This is a genomic window from Comamonas resistens (assembly GCF_030064165.1).
Classification (GTDB): Bacteria; Pseudomonadota; Gammaproteobacteria; order Burkholderiales; family Burkholderiaceae_C; genus Comamonas; species Comamonas resistens.
On record NZ_CP125947.1, the window covers coordinates 4,911,989 to 4,935,875 of the forward strand.

Genomic DNA, 23,887 nt, shown 5'->3' on the forward strand with positions numbered 1-23,887 from the left:
CATGACGTCCACGGTTTATGCCTCTACCTCCTCGACAGAATCTTCAAGCAGCGAATTTGAGCGCAGCCCCCTGTTCACCGAGCTGAAAAACAATGCCTATGAGCATCTGCTCAACCGCATCGAGGAACTGGGTGCCGAGTTTGGCCGCTGGTCGCAGGCCGCCATTGCGCAGTTTGTGCTGATGGAGCTGGACAGCTTCATCCGCCTGCACTCGGTAGCCGTCAATGAGCGCGAGGCCTTGCAGGTGGCGCGCGCGCTGACGCGCGAGCTCACGGGCCTGGGGCCCTTGCAGCCGCTGCTCGAAGATCCGCGCGTGGAAGACATCTTGATCAACGGCCACCGCAACATCTATGTCTCGCGCGGCGGCATGCTGCAGCGCGAGGACCTGCACTTCAAGGATGACGAACATGTGCTGCGCATCGTGCGCCGCATCCTTGCACCGCTGGGCCGGCGTCTGGATGAATCCAGCCCCATGGTGGATGCGCGCCTGCCCGATGGCGGGCGTATCAACGTCATCATCGAGCCGCTGTCCATCGACGGGCCTTCGGTCTCCATCCGTAAGTTCCGCAAGGATCCGCTGACGCCCGCCGAGCTGGTCAGCCTGGGCGCTTTCAACAGCGATATCTGCCGCATTCTGGAGATGGCCGTACAGGCGCGCTGCAATATTCTGGTCAGCGGGGGCACCAGCTCGGGCAAGACCTCGCTGCTCAACGCCCTGGCCAGCTTCATCCCCAGCAACGAGCGCATTGTCACCATCGAAGACACTGCCGAGCTGTCGCTCAACCACAACCATGTGGTGCGCCTGGAGAGCCGGCCCGGTGGCTTCGATGGCTCGGGCCATATCAGCATCCGCGATCTGCTGCGCAACAGCCTGCGTATGCGGCCCGACCGCATCATCGTGGGCGAAGTGCGCAGCGGCGAGGTGCTGGATCTGCTGCAGGCCATGAACACCGGCCATGACGGCTCCATGGGTACGATCCACGCCAGCTCGCCGCGCGAGTGCCTGTACCGCGCCGAAATGCTGGCCGGATTTGCCGGCTTTCAGGGCAGCGAGGTCAGCCTGCGCCGCCAGATCGCCAATGCCGTGGACTTCATCGTGCAGATCGGCCGCCTGTCCAACGGACGCCGGCGCCTGCTGTCCCTGACCGAAGTGACCGGCATGACGGACAACATGATCTCCATGCAGGAGCTGTACCGCTACGAGCCTCAGGTCACGGCCGACGGCCAGGAAATCGACAACTGGGTATCTCTGGGCATTTCGCCACACTCGCCCAAGCTGCTGAACTGGTGGCGCATGCAGCAGCAAGTGGGCAACGGAGGTGCAAGGTGACGCCCGCCCTCCTGATCCTCTCGGCCCTGGCCTGCCTGCTGCTGGCTCTGGCCCTATGGCTGCTGACCGGCGCCCGGCGCAAGGAGCACAACCGCTCCATGCAAAGCCATCTGCAGCGCAGCCTGGAGATGCAGCTCCCGCAGGACGGTGCGCTGCCGGGCATGCCCGGCGTGCCGCCCGCGCCCACGGCGCAGCGCACGGCGGACAGCCTACCCTCTCATCCGCTACTGCAGCGGCTGCAGCGCCATCTGAGCCTGGAGGCCTGGGGCATTGCCCCGACCAGCCTGATCGTGCTGTCCGTGCTGGGTCTGCTGTTGTGTGCGCTTGCCGCCCTGCAAGGCGGCTGGCTGCTGGGCCTGCTGGCCTTGCTCGCCTATGGCCTGCTATGCAGCTTTGGCATTTGGCGTCGCCTGAACAAGCGGCGCGAAAAGCTGCTGCAACAATTGCCCGGCCTTCTGGACAATATGGTGCGCCTGATCACCATTGGCAACTCGCCCCATGCTGCCTTTCAGCTGGCCATCGGCAATGTGCCAGCGCCGCTGGGCGATGCCTTGCAGCAGGCCGCCGCCACGCTGAGCACCACACCCGACCTGGGCCATGCCATGAGCTTGCTAGAGCGCAACTGGCGCCTACCGGAATTTGGCCTGCTGGCCGCCGTGTTCCGCATGAGCACACGCTATGGCGGCCGCTCCGATCAGGTGCTGGAGCGCGTTTCCGCCTATATCCGCGACCGCCAGTCCGCCGAGCGCGAGCTGCATGCGCTGTCTGCCGAGATACGCCTGTCGGCCTGGGTGCTGGCGCTGCTGCCCATCGTAATAGGCGGCTTGATCATGGTGCTCAACTCCGGCTACTTCATGCGCATGTGGGAGGATGACACTGGCCGCAAGATGGTACTGGCGGCAGCGGGCCTGGAAGCCTTTGGCTCTTTTCTCCTTTACCGTCTGGCACGCCTGAGATAAACAGGCTGCGGAGCACTTCATGAACCAGGTCTTTGCCCACCATTCACCCCACCGAAAAAGGAGAGCAGCATGAGCTCGCATCTGCTCTGGCTCCTGAGCCTGTGCCTGGGCGCGCTAGGCGTCGGCCTTTTTGCCTACCTCATGATTGCGCGCCTGCGCCGCTCCGCCCAGGCGGGCCAGCAGGTGGACAGGCTGCTGCAGCAGCAAGCCCGCAGCTCCTTGCCTGCGGCGGCGGCGAGTGGCATGCCCTTGCAGGCCTCACCCTTCACTATGCGGAGCCCTGCGCCCGCACCTCAGGCCGGCGCATTTGGCACCGCCACCCCGGATGCAGCGCAGGAGCTGGCCGCCAGCCTGCAGCCGCCGGCATGGCTGAACTCGGGCCTTGCCAAGTCCCTGCTGGCCGACGAGGACCGCAAGCTGCTGGATCAGGCCGGCATCAGCCTGCGCCATGGCAGCGTGAGCTTTGTGATCAGCCGCATGGTGCTAGCCGCTGCCCTGCCGCTGCTGGCCAGCGTGATTTTTCAGCCCAGTGGCCTGCGCCTGCTGATGTATGGCTTTTTTGGCTTCGGCATCGGGCTGATGCTGCCCAAATGGGTGGTCGGCTACAAAGCCAGCCAGCGGCGCAAACAGGTAGTGGAGGAGTTGCCCTTGTTTGTGGATCTGCTGCGCCTGCTGCAAGGCGTGGGACTGAGCATTGACCAAAGTCTGCAGATTCTGGCCCATGAATTCGGTAGTGTGCTGAAGGTACTCAGCGGCGAATTGGCCCTGGCCAACCAGCTCTATGCCAATGGCCGCAGCCGCGAGCAATCGTTTCAGCGACTGGCCCATTTGAGCGGCGACGACGATATGACTGCCGTGGTCAATCTGCTGGTACAGGTGGATCGCCATGGTGGCGCGGTGCAAGCCCCGTTGCAGGAGTTTGGCGTGCGTCTGCGCGAAAAGCGCCAGGCCGGCTTCAAGGAAAAGATTGGAGCCATCACCGTCAAGATGACCGGCGTGATGGTCTTGACCTTGCTGCCCGCACTCATGGTGATCACTGCCGGCCCCGGCTTTATGGCGGTGATTCGCTCACTTTCCAGCATGGGAGGACGTTGAACATGAGCACCTATCTTTGCTCCCTGCTTTCGGCCCTGCCACGCTGGCAAGCCGGCGCAGTGCTGACCGCTGCAGCCCTGCTGGCGGGCTGCGCCAGCCAGCCCGCACCTCAAGGCTATGGCGTGGCACAGGAAGGCATGGCCGCCGAGGCCCAGCGGCAGATGCAGCAGGCCGAACAATCCACCCAGGTGGCTACGACGCAGACCTATCTCGGCCTGATCACGCAGATGCAGCAGGCCGGCCAATGGTATGCCTCGCTGGCCCACACCGAAGCCTTCGAGCAGCAATATGGCAGCAGCACGCAGATCAAGCTGCTGCGCGCCGACGCACTGCGCAACACCGACCAGTGGCTGCAGGCCCGAAAGCTGTATACGGAGCTGACGACCGACGGCGACAAGTCCATGGCGGCGCGTGCGCACCGGGGCCTGGGCCTGCTCGACGCCAGCAACGGCCTGTATGCACAGGCCATCGCGCAGCTGGAAAAGGCACGCCAACTGGCCCCCATTGATGCCAATGTGCTCAGCGATCTGGCCTATGCCCATATGCTCGATGGGCAGTTGGCCCCGGCTCAGCTTCCCGTGCTGCAGGCGGCACAGCTGGCGCCCGGCAATGCCAGGGTTCAGCTCAACCTGGCCCTGTACTGGCTGGCCAGCGGCAAGACGGCCGAGGCCAGGCACTTGCTGCAGCAACTGCTGCAGCCCCAGCCCAACAAGGCTCCGGCGCTGATCGACGACAGCTCCCTGCAGACCCTGGAGAGCCAGCTGAGCCGCGTGCACCAGGCGCTGCAAGCCCGCGCCCATGCCGCGCCCGCAGCAGCAGTGATGCCCGCCGCCGACCCAACCACGGCGCAGACCCAGGCCTACGTCCCGGCAGCGGAGGCCCCCGCCAAGACGCTGCAGGCCGAGGTGGCCGGCATGGCAGCACCGGCGCAAGCTCAGACCGCGCCCAGGGCGCAGCTACGCATGGAGACGCAAATCATCAGCTCTGCACCGGGCCTGCTCGTCACACGCCAAGTAGCGGCGCAGGCAGACAGCGCAGCCGCCGAAGACTTGCCCCGCCCTCACCCGTTTTAAGGATTAAACATGCACCACCACCTCTTTTCTTCCAGCCTTCCCACGGTTCTTGCCATGCTGCTTTGCGGCTTTGCCACAGCAGCCCAGGCACAGGCCAAGGACCAGGATCTGGCCGAGCCCTCGCAAGCCATCGCCAGCCGCACGGTGACGCCCGTAGAAGCCCATGGGGCCACCCCGGCAGAAGCCACTGCCACGGAGCTACAGGCGCAAGCCACCACCCCGGCACCACAGCAGCCCACGCCCGACGAAAGTCATATCGTCATTGGCAGCGCCACGGAGCATTTGTTTGCGCTGCAGCGCAGCCTGCCCGCCCAGCGCCCCCGCCCCATCGATGGCGAGCAGGCCAGCCGCAGCCATCAGCGCTACCTCAAGAGCTTTGAAACCACCATTCCCGAGAAATACGACACGGGCCTGGATGTCAAACGGTAAGCCTTGAACACAGGAATGCAGGAGCCCAGACCATGAAACCGCAGCATCACTACCCAGCCCCCTCAGGGGCCGCACGCCGCCGCCAGCGCGGCGTCTATGCGCTGGAATGGGCCATCATCTTTCCGGTGTTTTTCATGCTGCTGTATGCCATCATCAGCTTTGGTCTGGCATTTCTGGTGCGTGAATCCATGCAGTTTGCCGCCGAGGATGGCGCGCGCGCGGCCTTGCAATTCCAGCCCGGTCGCCAAGCCCGCCTGAACACAGCCAAAACCATAGCCGCCGACAAACTCAGTTGGCTGTCTGTGCAGCTGCGCCCCTCGGCAGACTCCATCAACGCCAGTATCTGCCGTGTCGGCTCGCCCGAAGTCTGCTCTCCCACGCTGCCCTGTAGCTCCAGCGCAACCGAGCGCTGCATGGTCAGCCTGAGCTTCACGGTTGCCTATGGCTCAGCCCCCCTCGTACCGGGTCTGAGCATGCTCGGCATCCATCTTTTCAACCCTGAGCAACTAACCGCCAGTGCCAGCATTCTTGTGGATGGTGGAGGTATCTGAGATGAACGACCACCGCTTCCTGCGCAACAGACAGACGGGCGTTGCCGCCGTGGAGTTTGCCCTTGTCGCCATCGTCATGCTGCTGCTCTTCATGGGAATCTTTATCTACTGGCATGTGCTGCAGACCCAGCAATCCGTGACCCGTGCCGCCGGTGATGGAGTCCGTCATGTGCACGAGCTGCTCTTTTCAAGCCGCTTCCAAAATATCGACCTGCACGGTGAAGCCCACAAGGTGATTGAGCACAGCCTGAAGCAAAGTGGCTTGGCCCTTGATCACCTGACACCTCAAGAGCTGGCAAACCTTGTGGCACTGACACCTCCGGAAAATCCCTCGACCTTGATCGTTACCTACCCCATTCAGTTGTTTCCGGGGAGCAGCAGCTCATTGCTGAATCCTCTGGGGGTCCCCAAACAATTGCAGTCACAAAGCGTGATCCAGCGAGCGCCTTGACGGAAGGACAAATCATGCTCTCGAACATTTCAGATAACCGACGCCGTCCAGCATCTGCAGCGCCCCAAAAGCAGCGCGGCGGCATTCTTGTGCAGTTTGCGCTGCTTACCGGCGTCATTTTTTCCATGCTGGGGGTGGTGGATCTCGGTTATATGTACTACGCCAAGCGTGATCTGCAGCGCATTGCGGATCTTGCAGCCATTGAAGCCGTGCAGGGCATTGATCTGCAAACTCCCAACAGCAGTGTCTCCTGCCAGGTGGCAGGCACCGGCAGCATCGAGAATAACTGGCCCTCGCCTGTCACCCCGACGACCAAAACAGTGACCTGCGGCGAATGGAGCACGAAAAAATATGCCGCGCCCCGCTACTTCCAGGGCGATACAACCCCTCTGAATGCAGCCCATGTCATTCTTCAAGGCGAATCCCCACGGTTAATTCCCGGTCCCTGGAGCCGCAGCATCCGCGTGGAAGCCATTGCCCAACGCAGTGAGCCGACCGCAGCATTCCAGGTCGGTTCCCAACTCCTGAACCTAGACAAGGACGCACCATTAGGCCGCCTGCTCACGCTCGTCGGCCTGGATGCCAGCAAACTGAGCGTTCTGGACTCCGGTGGCCTTGCCAATGCAAAGATCTCGCCCTCGGGCCTGCTGAAGGCACTGGGTGTCGATCTGGGCATTGAAGGACTCTCGGCTCTCACGCCGGACCAAATCGTCAACCTCAGCAGCCTGACTCTCCTGCAGATCCTCAATGCGTCCCTGGAAGTGATATCGGACAACACCCTCAAGGCGGACCTGACTGCCGTCATCGATGTCATCAAGGATTTGAAGATCGACGGCGTCAGGCTGCTGGATCTGAAAGTACCTCTCCTGGGAGACAGCAGCGCTGGCACTCCCGGGATTTTCACCTTCATCTCGCTGGGCAAGGACACTTCGCCGAGCGGCGCAGCGCTCCAAGCGCAGGTGGGCGTCGGCGATATATTGAAGACCGCCATCATGATCGGCGCCAATGGGCACACCCTGGCCATACCCGAGCTGAACGTGCTCAACCTCGTGCAGGCCAGCCTCACCGTGGTCGAGCCTCCAACCATAGGGTCGGGACCTATCGGCACCATGGCCAACAGCTCCCAGGTACGGTTGAATCTGGATATCGACTCCAACCGTCTTCCACTTCTCGGCCCCCTACTCAGCCTAATCAATCTTCGTATCAACCTACCCATCAAGATTGATGGCGTCAGCGCCGATGCGACCCTGGACGCTCTTTATTGTCCGGATCCTAGTCGGGACAATCGGCCCGCCATGGGCCTGGGCGTCGATTCCCGAGTCGCAAAAATAACCATTGGACATACGGACAAGCTTGCAACCGATCCGGAGAACGTCCTTATCAAAACACCGCTCTCCTTACAAGTCCGAGGGCCGATCACGACGAAGGTGCTGGCAGACCACGACGATATCGATCACCTGATCAAGGATGAATCCGATTGGACCCGTGAAAACCGCCTGTTTCTCGGAGACACGGTTGGAGCACTCCTCGACACCATCTTCAATCTGCTCGGCGGCATCTTCTCGCCTCCCATCATCAGCAGTGACTGGACAGGCATGAGCACGAGCGGCAACGCCGAAGACGCATTGAATGCGCAGCTTCAGATGCTCGCCAAGACCTATCTCGAGAAAACCAAGGTCAATGGTTTCTACAACGTGGATGCGGCCACAGCCCTCATGCTGAACGGCCAGGGCGTCGCAGGAGAAGAAGGTGCCATGGGCAAGCTCGTCACCGGTAATTTCTCCTTCAACAATGCAATTCCCGTCAGTTGCGTGTTGGCCATCTGTCCCACCAGCAGTTGGACCACAGGCACCTTCTCCCAAGCATTCAAGGCCTATACCAGCGTGCCCTACAGCGTCCTGGATTTGGTCGGCGTCTCGACCCTGGGCAATGGCTACTACAGCTGCTCCGGCCTGCTGTCCTCCTTGCTGGCCTGGAATTCCTGCGTACTCGGCAATCTGAGCAACCTGCTCAAGCTGCATAGCGACAAGGTCAATCTCACGGACAGCAATGCGCTTGTCAACTCGCTCAAGAACACGAGCACGAACAACGTGACCTGCAGCGGAGCGCTTTGCGTACTTCTGCAACCCATACTAAAGCCCATCAAATCGATTCTGAATCTCCTGGGCAGCGCACTCCTGTCCCCCCTGCTTACCAAGGTTCTCGGGCTCGAGTTGGGCCGCAGCGAAGTCAAGGCACTCGACATCAACTGCAACTCTGCCCAGTTGGTGTATTGAGAAGAGAACAATGAACCAACAACAAGGAACCCCACAGTGAATCTGGACGAGCTGGTCATCTATGTCTGGGAAGGTCAGGCCGATATTGCCGAACGGGTGGAGCGCTGCATGCTCAATCTGGGCGTGGATGTGATCCGTGCCGACGGCCTGAGCCTGTCGGCCGACACCGGTGAGCTGGGTAATGCGATTGCGGTGGTCAGCGTCACGGTGCTGGAGGGTGCGCGCTTCACACGCCAAGGCGTGGAGGGTACCTTCGGCATGCCGGTGCTCTGGGTCAGCGCCAATCAGCGCGAGGCCAGCCCCGGCAGCTATGCGGCCGAGTATTCGCATGTGCTGCCCTTTGACTTCACGGGCGCCGAGTTGCGCGCCATGCTGGTTCGCATACTGCGGCGCATGCAGAGCAACCAGCGCCAGGTGCAGCGCTCGGGCGACATCATTGCCGTGGCCGAATCCATGCAGCGCCTGCTGCGCGATGTGGACACCTTTGCCGACTGCGAGCACAGCGTGCTCATCAGCGGCGAAACCGGCGTGGGCAAGGAGCGCATTGCGGAGCGCCTGCACGAGCACAACAGCTGCTACGGGCAGGGGCCCTTCGTGGTGGTGAACTGCGGCGCGATTCCGGACGGGCTGTTCGAGTCGCTGTTCTTCGGCCACGCCAAGGGCTCGTTCACCGGCGCCGTGACGGCGCACAAGGGCTTTCTGGAGCAGGCCAACGGCGGCACGCTATTCCTGGACGAGATTGCCGATCTGCCGCTGTACCAGCAGGTCAAGCTGCTGCGGGTGCTGGAGGAGCGTTCGGTCACGCGGCTGGGCTCGGCCGCACCGGTACGGCTGGACTTCCGGCTGGTGGCCGCCACCAACAAGCCGCTGCGTGAGCTGGTACACGAGGGCAAGTTCCGCGCCGACCTGTTCTTCCGCCTGGCCGTGATCGAGCTGCAGATTCCCAGCCTGGAAGAGCGCGGCGAACCCGACAAGCTGGCCATCTTCCACAGCATTTTGCGCAAGGTGGTGGGCGAGGACATCATGACCGAGTTGGGCGAGCCGCCCTTCTTCATCATGGACGCGGTGGCGCAGATGTACTTCCCCGGCAATGTGCGCGAACTGCGCAACTTGGCAGAGCGCATCGGCGTTGCCGCGCGCCAGACCCGCGACTGGACGGCCGACGGCGCGACGGAGCGCATCCTCAAGTACGCGCAAAGCCTGTCGGCCAATACCCTCCCGGTGGACGCGGGCAACGAGCCCCTGCTGGCCAACCGCAGCAACTGGGACATGGACGAGCGCAACCGCATCATCGCCGCACTGGGCTCCAACGACTGGAAGCGCCAGAACACGGCCCAGCACCTGGGCATCAGCCGCAAGGTGCTGTGGGAAAAAATGCGCAAGTACCAGATCAGCGACGGAGAGCCGGAAGTGCCCAGGTAAAGCGCTCCCTGAGCCGCCCTGTGCAGGGTGCGCAGGCGCAGCCTCTTCGAACCCCATCGTCAAGACCTCCCCAAACCCGGAACCCATGCAGGAAAAGCCTCTTATCGTTTTTGTCGGCGCCGTCTTTCCCAGCCAGTACACGCTGCTGTGCAGCCACCTGCGCAAGACCGGCATGGCCGATGCCTGGTTCATGACCACGCCGGGCCACAAGGCGCGCCATGACAAGGAGTATGACCATCTGCTGTCCTTCCAGCCCGACGGCAAGATCGTCGGCCCGCAAAGCTATTACTACACCAGCAAGCTGGAGCGCTCGGCGCGCATCAGCCGCGGCCTGCTGCAAGCGCTGCTGGCTTTCGAGAAGGAGCGCGGCCGCCGCATCGACCTGATCGTCGCGCATTCGCTGTGGGGCGCGCCCAACTGGCTGTATGACGAGCTGGATGCGGCCGTGGTCAGCTATATCGAGTTCCCCAGCTTTCTGAGCCACGGCTGGGATGCGGCCTATCCGCCCGACCAGTCGCAGCGCATGAGCGACCGCAACCGCGAGATGCTGCATTACCACCAAGTTCTGTGCAGCGACCTTACCATCGTGCCCAGCGCCCATGCGCGCTCGCTGTTCCCGCCTTTGCTGCAGCAGAACATCGAGGTGCAGTTCGAGGGCTTCGACATCCAGCCGCCGCTTAGGAGCGCACAGCCCCCCGGACAGACTGGCAAGGACAAGCCGTTCACGATCGCGTTCTCCGCGCGCGATCTCTCCAGCGCCAAAGGCTTTGAGACCTATATGCGCCTAGTCGATCGCCTGGTGCGCGAGGGAGATGGCAAGAACGCACGCTTCATCGCCATCGGCGACCCCAAGGCCTCGTCCTATGGCTACGAGCAGCAATGGGTGCAGCGGCGCTACAAGGCCGAAGATCTGAGCTTCAAGGATCACCTGCTCAGGATCTATCCCGCCGCCGAGGTCGTGGAGTTCCCCGGCCGCCTGCCCTATGCAGAATTTGCGCAACTGCTGGCCGAAGTGGATTTGTTCCTCTATCCGTTGCGCCATGGCGTGGCCAACTGGGGCCTGATGGAGATTCTAGCGCGTGGCGGCTGCGTGATCGGCTCCAACTGGGGCTTTGTCCCCGAGCTGGTGCAGCACGACATCAACGGCATGCTAATGCCCGACAACGACGATGCGTGGATGGATGCCATCCTTCAGTTGCGCAACGACCCGGCACGTCGTGCGCGCTATAGCCAGGCAGCGCTGGAGACGGGCAAGCGTTTTCACATCTCGAACGTTGCGCCACGCTTCATGGAAATGTTCCGCCTGGCGATTGTCAGAAAAAAGGTCAAGGCCTTGCGCTGACGGCCAGCGCCCCGACAGCAAGAAGTGAGCACGTTCTCGGAACGTGTTGACGTTCTTACTGCAGGGCCTTGATCAGCTTGAGAGCGATGTCCTGCAGCGGCGGCTGCAGTTTTCTATAGCAGTCGAGCAAGCGTTGCTCATCGCTGGGCAGGGTGGCGGCCTCAACATGCAGATCAGCCATCAGTTCTAGTGCCGTGGTTTGCAGCCCGACCGCCAGGCGGGCCAGTGTGTCGTTCTTGAGGGTGCGAATCGCCCCGGACTCGATCTGCGAAACGGCCGATGCCGTGACCTCCGCCATCTGCGCCAGCCGCCCCTGACTCAAGCCCAACTCTTGCCGCCGAGCGCGTATGCGTTCACCTAAATGCGTCATCAACCAATCCCGCTTGTCTCATTGCAGCGCTTGCTGCTGAAACGCGCCGCTACAGGCCAGAGACAGCAAGCAAGGGCCACCCCGCAGCGAGGCCGTCGTTCCCCTCCGCGAAGCAGAGAGGGGGAAACGGCACAGCCACTCAGGGGGTGACTCTGGTCATCCCCCGTGGCACTTCTTGAATTTCTTGCCGCTGCCGCAGTGGCAAGGGTCGTTGCGGCCCAACTGTTCGCCCTTGACGATGGTTTCCTGACGGGGACCCATGCTTTTCCACAGACGATGCAGGTCATAGACAGCCCAGATGGCTTCGCCAAAGGCGTCCACGCGCTCCTGGCTGGTCGATGCGGGGCCAGCTTCGTCATACAGGTTCAGGGCAGGAGTATCTGTATCGTCTTCGGTCAGGTTGACGATGAATTCCATGGCGGCGTCCAGCCACTGCGCAGCTTCCTTGTCGCGGGGAGCCGCCCATTCCTCGGCCCAGTTTTCCACCACGAACATGAAGCCCAGCGCCCAGACTTGCGAGAAGGAAGGCACTTCTTCGCCTTCCAGCTCGGCCTGCTCGGCTTCGGGCAGCATCAGGATGGCGCCGCGGGTGTCCAGAGCTTCGGGCTGGAAAGCCATGTCGTCAGCCAGAGACTTGACTTCGGTGTCCAGCTGCTCGCGCACCTCGTTCATGCGCAGCTCGAACAGCTCCATGAAACGGGCCTGCTGGGCTTCGTCCTTGAAGGCTTCCAGCTTGGGCAAAGGCTGACCTTTCGCCACTTGCAGCGCTTCGCCATCGCCCAGCAGCATGGGCATGTATTCGGCGGCAGCGATGGGACGACGCGTGCAGACCAAAGCGGTCAGGAAACCGTCGCAGAACTCCCACTGAGGGATTTCGTCGCCACGCGTGCGCAGCTCGTCGAGCAGCGCATCCAGCTCTTCCAGTTGCTCGTTGCTCAGTGCGCCCTGGGGCATGTCGGAGATCGCCGCATCTTCGGCCGCGGGAGTGCTTGTTGGGTCTTGCATGGGGAAAGGCTTCTATGATGGCCCGGACTGTTTTTCATCACTATCGAAGTGCAGGGCCGATGATGGAACGCGGGAGGCTGTTGCATCCGGTCAGGATGCTCCCGTACTGGGCGGAATTTTAGCGGGCCACCATCAACATACCCTGCCAGGGGAGTATCTGCAGTGCGTCGTTTTCTGACCAGCTTGCCTTTGCGCTATAGCGCACTGGCCATTTCCGCCTTGGTGCTGTGCATCTCGTTCTATGCCCTGGTGACATCCGGCAAGGGCCTGTGGTGGCTGATTGCCGCAGCCTTGCTGGTGTTGCTGGGCCTGTGGGATATGGCGCAAAAGCACCATGCCATCTTGCGCAACTACCCCATCATGGGGCATTTCCGTTTCATCTTCGAATTCATCCGCCCCGAGATTCGCCAATACTTCATCGAGGGCGATACCGAGGCCCAACCCTTTTCTCGCGCCCAGCGCTCGCTGGTCTATCAGCGCTCCAAGGGCCAGGTGGACAACCGCCCCTTCGGCACACAGTTGGACGTAAGTCAGCAAGGCTATGAATGGGTCAACCACTCCATGCAGCCCACGCGACTGAGTTCGCACGATTTTCGCGTCTGGATCGGCGGCACGCCCGATGAAGCCCAGCAAGGCGCAGACCCTTGCAGCCGCCCCTATCACGCCAGCGTGTTCAATATCTCGGCCATGAGCTTCGGGGCGCTGTCGGGCAACGCGATTCAGGCGTTGAACCAGGGCGCCAAGATGGGTGGCTTCATCCACGATACGGGCGAAGGCTCCATCAGCCAATACCACCGCATGCATGGCGGCGACCTGATCTGGGAGGTGGCTTCGGGCTACTTTGGCTGCCGCAATGCAGACGGCACATTCAGCGACGAGAAATTCATCGCCAACGCGACCGACCCGCAGGTCAAGATGATCGAGATCAAGCTCAGCCAGGGTGCCAAGCCCGGCCATGGCGGCATGTTGCCCGGCGCCAAGGTCACTCCTGAAATTGCAGCTGCGCGCGGCATTCCTGTGGGCGTGGACTGCATTTCGCCTTCCAGCCACAGCGCGTTTTCCACGCCAGTGGAGCTGATGCAGTTTGTCGCCAAGCTGCGCCGACTGTCAGGCGGCAAACCTACGGGTTTCAAGTTCTGCGTGGGCCACCCCTGGGAATGGTTTGCCATGGTCAAGGCCATGCTGGAGACCGGCATCACGCCCGACTTCATCGTGGTCGACGGCGCCGAGGGCGGCACGGGTGCGGCCCCAGTGGAGTTTGTCGACCATGTCGGCGTGCCGCTGCAGGAAGGCCTGCTGCTGGTGCACAACACGCTTCTGGGGGTGAACCTGCGCCAGCGCATCAAGATAGGCGCGGCGGGCAAGGTCATCACGGCCTTCGACATCGCCCGCATGATGGCCCTGGGCGCCGACTGGTGCAATTCGGGGCGCGGCTTCATGATGGCCCTGGGCTGCATCCAGGCCCAGACCTGCCATACCGGCACCTGCCCCACAGGCGTGACCACACAGGACACCGTGCGCCAGCAGGCACTGGTTGTGCCGGACAAGGCCACACGTGTGGCCAACTTCCACAAAAACACCTTGCATGCGCTGCAGGAGCTGGTGCAGGCAGCAGGTCTCAAGCACCCCAACGACATCACGGCCCACCACATCGTGCGCCGGCTGGACGACAACCAGGTCAGCCTGCTCTCCAACCTGGTCCTGCGCGTGGAGCCCGGCAGCTTGCTGCAGTCATTGGACAAGCAGCACAAGGTGTTTCAGAGCTACTGGCCGCTGGCCACCGCCCGGAGTTTCCAACCGCTGCACGAGCCCATCCTCAAGCCATCGGCCCCCGCCTCAACGGAAGCGGCACAATCACAGGCTTTGCCCTCGCGTGGCGGCATCTGGACCTGATGCCCACGCAAAGCGTTTGACAGACAGCAGCCCGCCGTGGATTCACTGGATTTTTCAGCTCTAGCCCAAGCACCATCTGCGCAGAAAGCTATCGATTACGAAGCATTTCTGCAGCAGCATCTGCAGCAGCCTCACAACACCATGTGCTACCCGCTGGCGCATGAGACGCTGTGGGTCAAGCGTGCCAGCCAGGGCAACCCCGCCCTCAACTACTGGCTGCTGAAGGCGCTGGCAGCCCTGTTCAGCGCCCCTGTGCTGCGCCCCGTTCCCAACCCCGGCGGCGTGGCCACCCTACAGACCGAGGTACGGCGCCTGCGCAGCTTCCACGCACGCGGCCTGCGTGCGCCCGAGGTGCTGGCCAGCTGCGATCAGGCCTTTGTGATGCGCCACCTGGGCCGGCCCGGCGAAGAGTCGCCCTCGCTGAGCAATGCCATCGAGGGCGCCATCCCGCAGGGAGCAGACGCCACGCTGGCACTGTGGCTGCGCGGCCTGCAGGCGCTGCAGACCGTGCATGCCAGGGGCGAGGTGCTGAGCCAGGCCGTGGCCCGCAATATGGTGGTCTGCCCCGATGGGGAGATCGGCTTTATCGACTTTGAAGACGATCCGGCCTCCCATCTGCCGCATGCCGTGTGCATGGCGCGTGATGCGCTGAACTACGCCCAGTCCACCGCGTTGTTTTTGCAGCAGGCCGGTGCCATGGCTGCTGCGCAGCGGCACTGGGCAGCCTTTGTGCAGCAATTGCCCAATGATGCCCGGCAGGTGCTGCAAAGCACGGTCAAAAAGCTGAGCTGGGTGCGCTTTCTGCCCCGCAGCAAAAGCCTGGGCCGCGACACGCTGCGCGTGCTGGCAGCCTATGACCTGCTGACAGCCATCTGAAACCATAGCTGCCAGCGCTTCACCCGCCTGGGGTTGAGCGCCAGAACATATAAAAAATGCCCCGATCTGAAGACTCCAGATCGGGGCTTTTTCGTTGAGAGCAGGCTCAATCAGGCATGCGCCTGGGGTGCTGTATCGTCTTCCACCGCATTGCCGGCCAGTGCCGCATCCAGCATGTCATGGTCCAGAGAATTTTCCCACTTGGACACAACCACGGTGGCCACGGCGTTGCCGATGAAATTGGTCAGCGAACGGCATTCAGACATGAAACGGTCCACACCCAGAATCAGCGCCATGCCAGCCACGGGCACTTCGGGCACCACGGCCAGGGTCGCAGCCAGGGTGATGAAGCCAGCACCGGTCACGCCAGCCGCGCCCTTGGACGAGAGCATGGCCACCAGCAGCAGAGCAATCTGGTGCCCCAGGGTCAGGTGCGTATCCGTAGCCTGGGCGATGAACAGCGCGGCCAGCGTCATATAGATATTGGTGCCGTCCAGATTGAACGAATAACCGGTAGGCACGACCAGACCCACGACGGACTTGCTGCAGCCGGCTTTTTCCATCTTGTGCATCAGCGATGGCAGGGCCGACTCGGAAGACGAGGTACCCAACACCAGCAGCAGCTCGTCCTTGAGGTAGCGGATCAGCTTGAGCACGGAGAAGCCGCAAGCACGGGCCACAGCACCCAGGATCACCACCACGAAGATGGCAGAGGTGATGTAGAAGGTCAGCACCAACTCGGCCAAATTGACCAGCGATCCCAGGCCGAACTTGCCGATGGTGAAAGCCATGGCACCGAAGGCGCCGATGGGGGCCGCCTTCATGACGATGTTCACCAGTTTGAACACCGGTTTTGTCAGCGCTTCAAAGAAGTTCAGCACGGGCTTGCCAGCCTCGCCCACCATGGCCAGGGAAACGCCGAACAGCACGGCCACCAGCAGCACCTGCAGGATGTTGTCGCCGACAAACGGGCTGATCAAGGTCTTGGGGATGATGTCCATCACAAAGCCGGTCAGCGTCATCTCATGCGACTTGGCCACATAGCCCTTGACGGCAGTCTGGTCCAGGTCCGCCGGATTGATGTGCATGCCCGCGCCTGGCTGCATCACATTGGCCACCACCAAACCGACCACCAGCGCCAGCGTGGAGAAAGTCAGGAAATACGCCATGGCCTTGCCGAACACACGGCCCACAGCGCTCAGGTGCGTCATGCTGGCGATGCCGGTGACGATGGTCAGAAAGATCACCGGCGCGATGATCATCTTGATGAGCTTGATGAACGCATCACCAAAAGGCTTCATGGCCGCGCCGTATTCAGGCTCGAAATGGCCCAGCAGCACGCCGACGATGATGGCGAAAACCACCTGGAAGTACAACTGGCGGTAGAAAGGCAGATGCTCGCGGGGAGCAGTTTCGGTAGGCAGGGCTTGCACGCTGCGTCTCCTGGTACAAAAGGGCTGGCTGATGCAAATCAGGCTCAGGCAAGAGCCTCGCTTCAAGGAAACCGTCTTGGTGCATCCTTGTTTGCATCAGTCCTCAAAAGAAAACGCACCACGAAGGTGCGCTGTGTTGTGTCCGTTTGTACCGCCGACCTTTTTTTGTGCCGATAACCTATTGGTATTAGATGGGGTGCCGTCCCTATGGAGAATTGGCACAACCTAGGGTAAGCACCTAGCTCTCTTTGCCACGTCACTTTCCGCTTTCAAGCCCCAACCATGCGTTTCATTCGCCATCGCCTGCTCTGGACTGTTCTGATCATGCTGCTCGGCACCTTGCTCTGCATGCTGCTGGCCAGCCAGATTGCACTGCGTACCTCGCTGCAGCAGGAAGGGCAAAGCGTGCAGCGCCAGCTGGGTCTGTACGCCCAGGCACTGCTGCAACGCATAGACCGCTATCGCACCCTGCCCGAGGTGCTGGCACTCGACAGCCAGCTCAAGGAGGCACTGAGCCATCCGCTGACAGCCACCGAAGTCGACCTCCTCAACCGCAAGCTGGAACAGGCCAACGGTGCCAGCCAGGCATCGACGCTGACGCTGATCAACCTGCAAGGCAAGGCCATTGCTGCCAGCAACTGGCGCGAGACCCACAGCAATGTGGGAGCGGACTACAGCTTTCGGCCCTATGTGCAACAGGCGCTGGCCAATGGCTCGGGGCGCTTTTACGGCATTGGCATGACCACGGGGGTCGCGGGTTACTTTCTATCCAAGGCGATATTCGGCAACGACGGCTCCATGCTTGGGCTGATTGCCATCAAGATCGCTCTGCAGGAACTGGAGAGCGAATGGCAGCTCTCGCCCGATACCGTGCTGGCCACCGACTCGCATGGCGTGGTTTTCCTGGCCAGCAAGGACCATTGGCGCTATCGCTTGCTGCACCCGCTGACGGCGCAGGATGTGCAGGAGATGGAAGCCACGCGCCAATATGCGGACCAGCGCCTGCAGCCGCTGCAATACCGCATAGACCGGGTCACTGGCGAGCACACCAAACTGACGCAGTTCAGCGAGCCTCGCCTGGAGCGACCGGTTCTCTGGCAGAGCCTGGCCCTGCCCAATCTGCAGTGGCAACTGCACCTGCTGCACAACACCGACAGCAGCCTGACCGCCAGCCGCTGGGCAGGCCTGGCGGCTGCCGGCCTGTGGCTGACCCTGTCACTGCTGGTGCTGTTCATTCGCCAGCGCCAGCGCATGGCTGCGCTGCGTCAGCGCAGCCGCCAGGAGCTGGAGACCGTGCTGCACCAGCACGCACAGGAACTGCGCACGGCGCAGGACGGCATTGTGCAGGCTGCCAAGCAGGCCGATACCGGCCTCTCGCGCAGCCTGCAGCACCTGCCCCAGGGGGTGGTGGTGGTGGACCCCGAGCTCAAGCTGGTGGCCTGGAACTCGCGCTATGTGGAGCTGTTTCGCTACCCGCCTGAGCTGATGCGCGTGGGCCAGCCCATTGAGGCCCTGATACGCCACAACGCCAGACGTGGTCTGTTAGGCAAGAACGATGTGGAGCAAGCCATTCAACGACGCCTTGAGCATCTGCGCAGCGGCAGCCCACATCTGCATGAAAGCGCCAAGAGCGACGGCACGGTGCTGGAGATCCGCGGCAATCCACTGCCCGAAGGCGGCTTTGTCACCAGCTATGCCGACATCACCAGCTACAAGAACGCTGCACGCGAACTGCGCTCGCTGGCCGACGCGCTGGAGCGACGCATCGCCGAGCGTACTCGCGACCTGGACGCAGCCCGGCACGATGCCGAGGAAGCCAACCGCTACAAGACCCGCTTTGTGGCCGCGGCAGTGCACGACCTGCTGCAACCACTGAACGCAGCGCGCATGTTCAGCTCGCTGCTGCGCAGCCATCTGCATGACGACGCCAGCCACCGGGTGGCTGAAAGCATAGACGGTGCCCTGGCCGCACAGGACAGCATTCTCAACAGCCTGCTCGACATCTCCCGCATGGAGTCGGGCCAGCTGGAAGTGCATATCCGCGACTTCGCACTTGGGCCTCTGCTGCAGGTCATGCAGCACAACTTCGGCATCATTGCGCAAAGCCGTGGCCTGCGCCTGACGGCCATGGACTCGCACTACACCATCCGCAGCGACGAAGCGCTGCTGCGCCGCATCCTGCAAAACCTGCTGTCCAACGCCATACGCTACACCCCCCAAGGCCGCGTGCTCATAGGCTGTCGACGCCAGGGCGAGCAATTGCGCATCGAGGTGCATGACCAGGGGCCCGGTATTCCCGAAAGCCTGCAGCGCGAAATCTTCGAAGAATTCCGCCGCCTGGGCGAAGGCCATGGCGAGGACCGCGGTGCCGGTCTGGGACTGGCCATCGTGGAGAGGCTGGGCAAATTGCTGGGCCACGAGATCGGCCTGCGCTCCCTGCTCGGCCGCGGCAGCGTGTTCTGGGTCTGCGTGCCGCTGGCCAAGGCCGCGCCGCTGACGGCGCAGAACACGCCGGCCGCCATCGTCCATGAACCAGAGCAGGACGCCCCGCTGCAAGGCGCCAGCGCCTGGTATGTCGATGACGATGCACCGAGCTGCACGGCCACGGCCGCACTGCTGCGACGCTGGGGCTGCGAGGTGCTGTTTGCCGGCGGCCCTCAAGCCGCGCTGGATGCGGCCACGCCGCAATCGGCACCGCAGCTGGTGCTGCTGGACGTGCGCATGGGAAATTTCCACGGCCCCGACCTGTACCCGCAGTTGTGCGAGCGCTGGCAGCAGTCGCCCCAGGTCATCCTGGTCACGGCCGAGCACAACATCGCCCTGCGCCGCCAGGCTGCGGAAAAATCCTGGGGCTTTCTGCTCAAGCCCGTTCGGCCGGCAGCCCTGAGGGCGCTGATCAGCCAGATGCTGCTGAGAAATAGGCTCTGAGGTGCTGCACAGCTTGCTTCCTACTGCCGGCTATTCGGTGGATGCCGTGATCAGGCAAAAAACGCAAACCCCGCTGACTCCTTCGGAGACCAGCGGGGTTTGTCGGCCGCATCAACGGTTACTTAACAGCCATCGCCGCTAGGCATCTTCATGCAGGCCGCACCATATATGGTTTTATCGCCCGCTTCGAAGTAATAGCTCTCGAAGTTGTATATCCAGTTGTTGTCCGGATCGCTGGCTTTGACACGTACCAGATAATCCCCGCTCAGCCCCGCAGCCAGGCTACTCAGATCTATCGAAGTCTGGCTCGACGTCGAAATATCCTTCAGCAAAGGTGCGCCAACCTTGAAGGCATCGGCTGCCGCCGCGGCAATCTGAACCCTATAGGTCAGAGGCTTGCCCTGAGGGTGGAAAGGCTCGGGCCAGCCCCAATCCAGTCGCTTCTTGTCCGAAGTAACGCCCACCCAGAAAGGCATGGGGCGCTGCAAGCTCTTCAGAAAATACTGGTAGTTCTTGCCCACGGCCAGCTTCAAACTCTTGTATTGCTCTTCCCACTGCTCAACATTCGTGCCCTGGTCGCTGTCAGCGGGCAGATTGGCATTGTCCGGCTGGCGAGCGATGAAAGGCGCAACCACTGGTTTGTAGCTGTTCAACAGCTTTTCGACGTTTGCATCCGTCAGATACTTGTTGCGGATCTCATCCACCGCCGCTTGCAGATCCTTGAGGTTCTTGGGATCGGACATAAAGCGCCGGTGCAGCGGAATGCCCCACCAGTTGCCGATGCCGGTCATGATTTCCATGTCGATGTAATCGACGCCCGGCTGGTCGTACTTGGCCAGGGCATCGTCGTAGTCCCAGGGCAGGAAGTAGAACTTCTCCGTGCCCAGAGGTTGGTAGAGGCCGAAGTTCTGATTGATCGTATCCGGGTTGCCCAAGAGGATGGTCGTAGCCAGCCAGGACAGGTAGTTGTTGCGGTTGAAATAATGGGAGAAGGTGGCGGCAAACGGCGCATCCTCCTCGTCCTTGTCCAGCGCCCTCACCACATCAATGATGGCTTGGTGGTTGCCAGAATCAGACTCCAGGGACAGCACGGTCTCGAAATCCTTGATATCCGGCGGCGTGGTCGCCTGCAGCAGCACCTTGCCCTTGCTGTTGACGATGTCGCTGGGTTCGAAACTGAAGTTCTCCGCCTTATAGACATTGGAGCCTGCTTTCCAGCCGCGGCGAGCCAGATAGGTGTCACCCATTTTCTCCACATGGGTGAACAGGCCCATATCGCCGTTGTTGCCGTATGGAGTACCTTCACCGCTGTAGTTGATCCTCGCAAACTGGGTTCGCAGGCTTTCGTGATAAGGAACCAGCTTCATGAGGTCGAAAGCCAGCTTGTTGCGCACGCGGCTCAAGTCCGATGCGTGCTTGTTGAACTGCAAGGTTTGCTCGCCGAACCAGGGGGTAGCATTCTTGTCGAGTTTGATGCGATAGGACTTTTGCTTGGCAGTGCGAGCACTGCTGCCTCGCATGCGCAGCTTGGCATCGGCAGCCGCAATATTGCCGTCGTTGCTGGTGACCTTGACCTTGATTTCGGGCACGCAGTCGTCATCACCGTTTACATCAAGATTGACCGTGCTCAGCAAGACCTTGCCACCCGGGTAGCTCTCGACGGGAGCGTTTGCCAGCGTGTTGTCGCAGGTCTTGTCCGCCTTCAGATAAGGCCCCTTCTTGGGTGCATCGGTGGATTGATACTCCACATTCAATGTCAGCAACGAAGGCGGCAACGTCGATTTGCCATCGACTGGATTACCGTATTCAAGGTACATCGCCGCGTACAGGTCACGCGGAAGATCTTCGGCGCTGGGAACAAAAGGCGATGCAGTGACAGGTGTTTCTCCGCCAGTATTACCCCCACCTGGATTGCCTCCGCCGGGATTGCCACCAGGGCTGCCCCCACCGGGACTTCCGCCGCCAGGCGTTTCTTGCCCTCCCGAGCCACCACCATTTCCGGCAGTCGGAGAGCTGTCCCCTCCTCCACCGCACGAAGCGAGAACAAGAGAAGCACCTAACACGGAAGCCTGAAGCCAATGAGCACGCGTGGGGTTTTTCAAGATAGTTTCTCCCTTTGTTAAATCGTGGTTTGTTAGGTTTAATTTATTGCATCCATTTGTGTTTTGTGCATCAGGGTTTACATCAGGCCGATGAACTCATGCCGTGCTTACCACTCAAAGCACATTCAGGCCCGTCTCCGGCTTCAGGAGCGATCAAGACAGGTATGGCTCAAGCCGGCGGCGACGGTGGGCCGACTTATTTCGACTGACGTATGTGTCAATCAAACGAGTGACCGATGGCGTGCCATGCGCATGGCATGGCACGGGCCAGGCAAGCAGTCCCGCAGGACTTCTAGGCCGCGCTTTCCGGCTCCAGGCTCTTGACCAGCACCGCCGCCTGGGTGCGGCTGTAGCACTCGAGCTTTTTGAGGATTGCCGTCACATGAACCTTGACGGTGTTCTCCGCAAGTCCCAACTCATGCGCGATCTGCTTGTTGAGCAGGCCGTCGGCAATGCACAGCAGCACGCGGAACTGCTGCGGCGTGAGCTGGGCTAGCTTGGCTGCCAGCGCCGCGTCGGCCTCGGAGCGCGCGGCAGCCATGGGGGGAAACCAGCTGCCGCCTTCGAGCACCGTCTCTATCGCACTCGCCATCTCTTCGGCTGGCGCCGACTTGGGGATGAAGCCCGCCGCACCGAACTGCTGACCACGGCGGATCACGCGCGGGTGCTCGTTGGACGAGATCACCACCACAGGAATTTCAGGATATTCGCCGCGCAGATGCAGCAGCGAGGAAAAGCCGCGCGCGCCCGGCATGGCCAGATCCAGCAGAACCAGCTCTATCTCGGGATGGTCCTGCATGGCCGAGCCCACGGTCTGGGCACTGGCGGCCTCGACGATGCGGTAATGCGCAAAATGCTCGCGCAGCACCTGAACCAGCGCAGCACGAAACAGCGGGTGATCATCGGCGACAAGAAAAGTGGGCTCGGACATGAGCGCCAGTCTGCCATGACCGGGCTTTACCGCGCTGCGACATGGACGTATGCCTCAGAGATGTTCAGAGGCCGGGCCTAGGCTTCATCCTCTCCACTGAGCGCGGTCTGGAGCTTGTCATCATCGAGCGCCCCTTCCCACTTGGAAATCACCACCGTGGCTACGGCATTGCCCATGAAGTTGGTCAGCGAGCGGCATTCGCTCATGAAGCGGTCCACGCCCAAGATCAGGGCCATGCCTGCGATCGGGATTTCAGGCACCACGGCCAGCGTGGCGGCCAGGGTGATGAAGCCGGCGCCCGTCACGCCGGCCGCCCCCTTGGAGCTGAGCATGGCGACCAGCAGCAGCGCGATTTCATGACCCAGCGTCAGATGAGTGTCGGTGGCCTGGGCAATGAATAGCGATGCCAGCGTCATATAGATGTTCGTGCCATCCAGATTGAAGGAATAACCGGTGGGAACCACCAGACCGACCACCGACTTGCTGCAGCCGGCTTTTTCCATCTTTTGCATCAGTGACGGCAGGGCTGACTCCGATGAGGACGTGCCCAGCACCAGCAGCAACTCGGCCTTGAGGTAGCGGATCAGCTTCAGGATGGAGAAGCCGCAGAAACGCGCCACCGCCCCCAGAATGACCACCACGAAAAAGATCGAGGTGAGATAGAAGGTGCCAACCAGCCAGGCAAGATTGACCAGGGACTCGATACCGAATTTGCCGATGGTGAAGGCGATCGCACCAAACGCCCCCAGCGGCGCGGCCTTCATCAGAATGCCCACCAGCTTGAAGACCGGCACCGTGAGCGACTCCAGAAAGCTCAGCACGGGTTTGCCCACATCGCCCACCGACGCCAGCGCGATGCCAAAAAGCACGGCCACAAACAGCACCTGCAGGATGTTGTCTCCCACCAGCGGGCTGACCAGCGTCTTGGGAATAACATCCATCAGAAAACCGATCAGGCTCATGTCATGCGACTGCGTGACATAGCCTTTGACAGCACTCTGATCCAGCTCCGCCACATTGATGTGCATGCCTGCACCAGGCTGCACCAGCTTGGCAATCACCAGGCCCACCACCAGCGCCAGCGTGGAGAAAAACAGAAAGTAGACCATGGTCTTGACGAAGACCCGTCCCACCACACTCAGATGCGTCATGCCGGCAATGCCGGTGACTATGGTCAGAAAGATCACTGGCGCGATGATCATCTTGACCAGCTTGATGAAGGCATCGCCCAGCGGCTTGAACTTGGCGGCCAGTTCCGGGCTGAAATAGCCTAGCAAGGCCCCCAGCACGATGGCCACAATGACCTGGAAATAGAGGTGCCTGTAAAAAGGCAGATGCTGGTGTACTGCAGGAGACTCAACGACGGGCTGCATACCAATCCTCCAATCTGCAGTCGCCTGTTGGATGTTTCGTGTTGACGA

The 23,887-nt window shown here is 61.6% G+C and carries 19 protein-coding genes; 13 read left to right on the top strand and 6 right to left on the bottom strand.

All coding sequences use genetic code 11. The features are described 5' to 3' along the window. Nucleotide 1: 1 nt before the first annotated feature. The 10 genes from QMY55_RS22970 to QMY55_RS23015 all read left to right on the top strand — a co-directional run bounded on the left by QMY55_RS22970 (nucleotide 2) and on the right by QMY55_RS23015 (nucleotide 10,928). Nucleotides 2-1,330, top strand: coding sequence for a CpaF family protein (locus QMY55_RS22970; protein WP_283486407.1), 1,329 nt, complete (start codon nucleotides 2-4; stop codon nucleotides 1,328-1,330). Continuing rightward, a complete protein-coding gene (locus tag QMY55_RS22975; RefSeq protein ID WP_283486408.1) occupies nucleotides 1,327-2,289 on the top strand; it encodes a type II secretion system F family protein in 963 nt (320 codons plus the stop codon). Before QMY55_RS22970 ends, QMY55_RS22975 begins: the two co-directional genes overlap by 4 nt. A 69-nt stretch (nucleotides 2,290-2,358) precedes the next feature. Then, a complete protein-coding gene (locus tag QMY55_RS22980; RefSeq protein ID WP_283486409.1) occupies nucleotides 2,359-3,384 on the top strand; it encodes a type II secretion system F family protein in 1,026 nt (341 codons plus the stop codon). Between the two features lie 2 nt (nucleotides 3,385-3,386). Beyond that, entirely contained in the window at nucleotides 3,387-4,457 is a 1,071-nt protein-coding gene (locus QMY55_RS22985; RefSeq protein WP_283486410.1) for a tetratricopeptide repeat protein, read from the top strand. 9 nt (nucleotides 4,458-4,466) lie between these two features. Then, nucleotides 4,467-4,886, top strand: a complete 420-nt coding sequence (locus QMY55_RS22990) for a DUF3613 domain-containing protein (RefSeq protein WP_283486411.1) — start codon at nucleotides 4,467-4,469, stop codon at nucleotides 4,884-4,886. Between the two features lie 32 nt (nucleotides 4,887-4,918). Next, nucleotides 4,919-5,437: a TadE/TadG family type IV pilus assembly protein gene (locus QMY55_RS22995; RefSeq protein WP_283486412.1), complete on the top strand. Its 519-nt coding sequence runs from the start codon at nucleotides 4,919-4,921 to the stop codon at nucleotides 5,435-5,437. Nucleotide 5,438: 1 nt separating this feature from the next. After that, a complete protein-coding gene (locus QMY55_RS23000) occupies nucleotides 5,439-5,888 on the top strand; it encodes a TadE/TadG family type IV pilus assembly protein (RefSeq protein ID WP_283486413.1) in 450 nt (149 codons plus the stop codon). Nucleotides 5,889-5,902: 14 nt separating this feature from the next. Next, nucleotides 5,903-8,164 carry a pilus assembly protein TadG-related protein gene (locus tag QMY55_RS23005; RefSeq protein ID WP_283486414.1) on the top strand — a complete coding sequence of 754 codons (2,262 nt, stop codon included), beginning with the start codon at nucleotides 5,903-5,905 and terminating at the stop codon, nucleotides 8,162-8,164. A gap of 36 nt (nucleotides 8,165-8,200) precedes the next feature. Next, nucleotides 8,201-9,586: a sigma 54-interacting transcriptional regulator gene (locus tag QMY55_RS23010; protein ID WP_283486415.1), complete on the top strand. Its 1,386-nt coding sequence runs from the start codon at nucleotides 8,201-8,203 to the stop codon at nucleotides 9,584-9,586. 85 nt (nucleotides 9,587-9,671) lie between these two features. Next, complete coding sequence (locus QMY55_RS23015; RefSeq protein WP_283486416.1) at nucleotides 9,672-10,928, top strand: glycosyltransferase; 1,257 nt, start codon at nucleotides 9,672-9,674, stop codon at nucleotides 10,926-10,928. A gap of 55 nt (nucleotides 10,929-10,983) precedes the next feature. Here QMY55_RS23015 and QMY55_RS23020 read toward each other — a convergent pair whose 3' ends face one another. After that, nucleotides 10,984-11,298 carry a helix-turn-helix domain-containing protein gene (locus QMY55_RS23020; protein ID WP_283486417.1) on the bottom strand — a complete coding sequence of 105 codons (315 nt, stop codon included), beginning with the start codon at nucleotides 11,296-11,298 and terminating at the stop codon, nucleotides 10,984-10,986. A gap of 156 nt (nucleotides 11,299-11,454) precedes the next feature. Continuing rightward, the gene (locus QMY55_RS23025; RefSeq protein WP_407650568.1) at nucleotides 11,455-12,303 is read right to left on the bottom strand and encodes a YecA/YgfB family protein; all 849 of its coding nucleotides are present in this window, start codon (nucleotides 12,301-12,303) and stop codon (nucleotides 11,455-11,457) included. A gap of 162 nt (nucleotides 12,304-12,465) precedes the next feature. Here QMY55_RS23025 and QMY55_RS23030 point away from each other — a divergent pair, with 162 nt between their 5' ends. Together QMY55_RS23030 and QMY55_RS23035 are read left to right on the top strand one after the other, a co-directional pair. Further along, nucleotides 12,466-14,196 (top strand): FMN-binding glutamate synthase family protein, encoded by a 1,731-nt coding sequence (locus tag QMY55_RS23030; RefSeq protein WP_283486418.1) that lies wholly within the window; start codon nucleotides 12,466-12,468, stop codon nucleotides 14,194-14,196. 36 nt (nucleotides 14,197-14,232) lie between these two features. Then, nucleotides 14,233-15,072, top strand: a complete 840-nt coding sequence (locus tag QMY55_RS23035) for a BUD32 family EKC/KEOPS complex subunit (protein WP_283486419.1) — start codon at nucleotides 14,233-14,235, stop codon at nucleotides 15,070-15,072. A gap of 110 nt (nucleotides 15,073-15,182) precedes the next feature. Here QMY55_RS23035 and QMY55_RS23040 read toward each other — a convergent pair whose 3' ends face one another. Next, complete coding sequence (locus tag QMY55_RS23040; RefSeq protein WP_283486420.1) at nucleotides 15,183-16,505, bottom strand: dicarboxylate/amino acid:cation symporter; 1,323 nt, start codon at nucleotides 16,503-16,505, stop codon at nucleotides 15,183-15,185. Nucleotides 16,506-16,787: 282 nt separating this feature from the next. Between QMY55_RS23040 and QMY55_RS23045 the strand changes: the two genes are divergently transcribed. After that, nucleotides 16,788-19,433 carry a hybrid sensor histidine kinase/response regulator gene (locus QMY55_RS23045; RefSeq protein ID WP_283486421.1) on the top strand — a complete coding sequence of 882 codons (2,646 nt, stop codon included), beginning with the start codon at nucleotides 16,788-16,790 and terminating at the stop codon, nucleotides 19,431-19,433. A 122-nt stretch (nucleotides 19,434-19,555) separates the two neighbouring features. Here the strand turns inward: QMY55_RS23045 and QMY55_RS23050 are convergent, their stop codons facing one another. The 3 genes from QMY55_RS23050 to QMY55_RS23060 all read right to left on the bottom strand — a co-directional run bounded on the left by QMY55_RS23050 (nucleotide 19,556) and on the right by QMY55_RS23060 (nucleotide 23,839). Beyond that, nucleotides 19,556-21,181 (bottom strand): CotH kinase family protein, encoded by a 1,626-nt coding sequence (locus QMY55_RS23050; RefSeq protein ID WP_283486422.1) that lies wholly within the window; start codon nucleotides 21,179-21,181, stop codon nucleotides 19,556-19,558. Nucleotides 21,182-21,827: 646 nt separating this feature from the next. Further along, nucleotides 21,828-22,466, bottom strand: coding sequence for a response regulator (locus QMY55_RS23055; protein ID WP_283486423.1), 639 nt, complete (start codon nucleotides 22,464-22,466; stop codon nucleotides 21,828-21,830). Between the two features lie 77 nt (nucleotides 22,467-22,543). Further along, nucleotides 22,544-23,839, bottom strand: a complete 1,296-nt coding sequence (locus QMY55_RS23060; RefSeq protein WP_283486424.1) for a dicarboxylate/amino acid:cation symporter — start codon at nucleotides 23,837-23,839, stop codon at nucleotides 22,544-22,546. Between the last annotated feature and the right edge of the window lie 48 nt (nucleotides 23,840-23,887).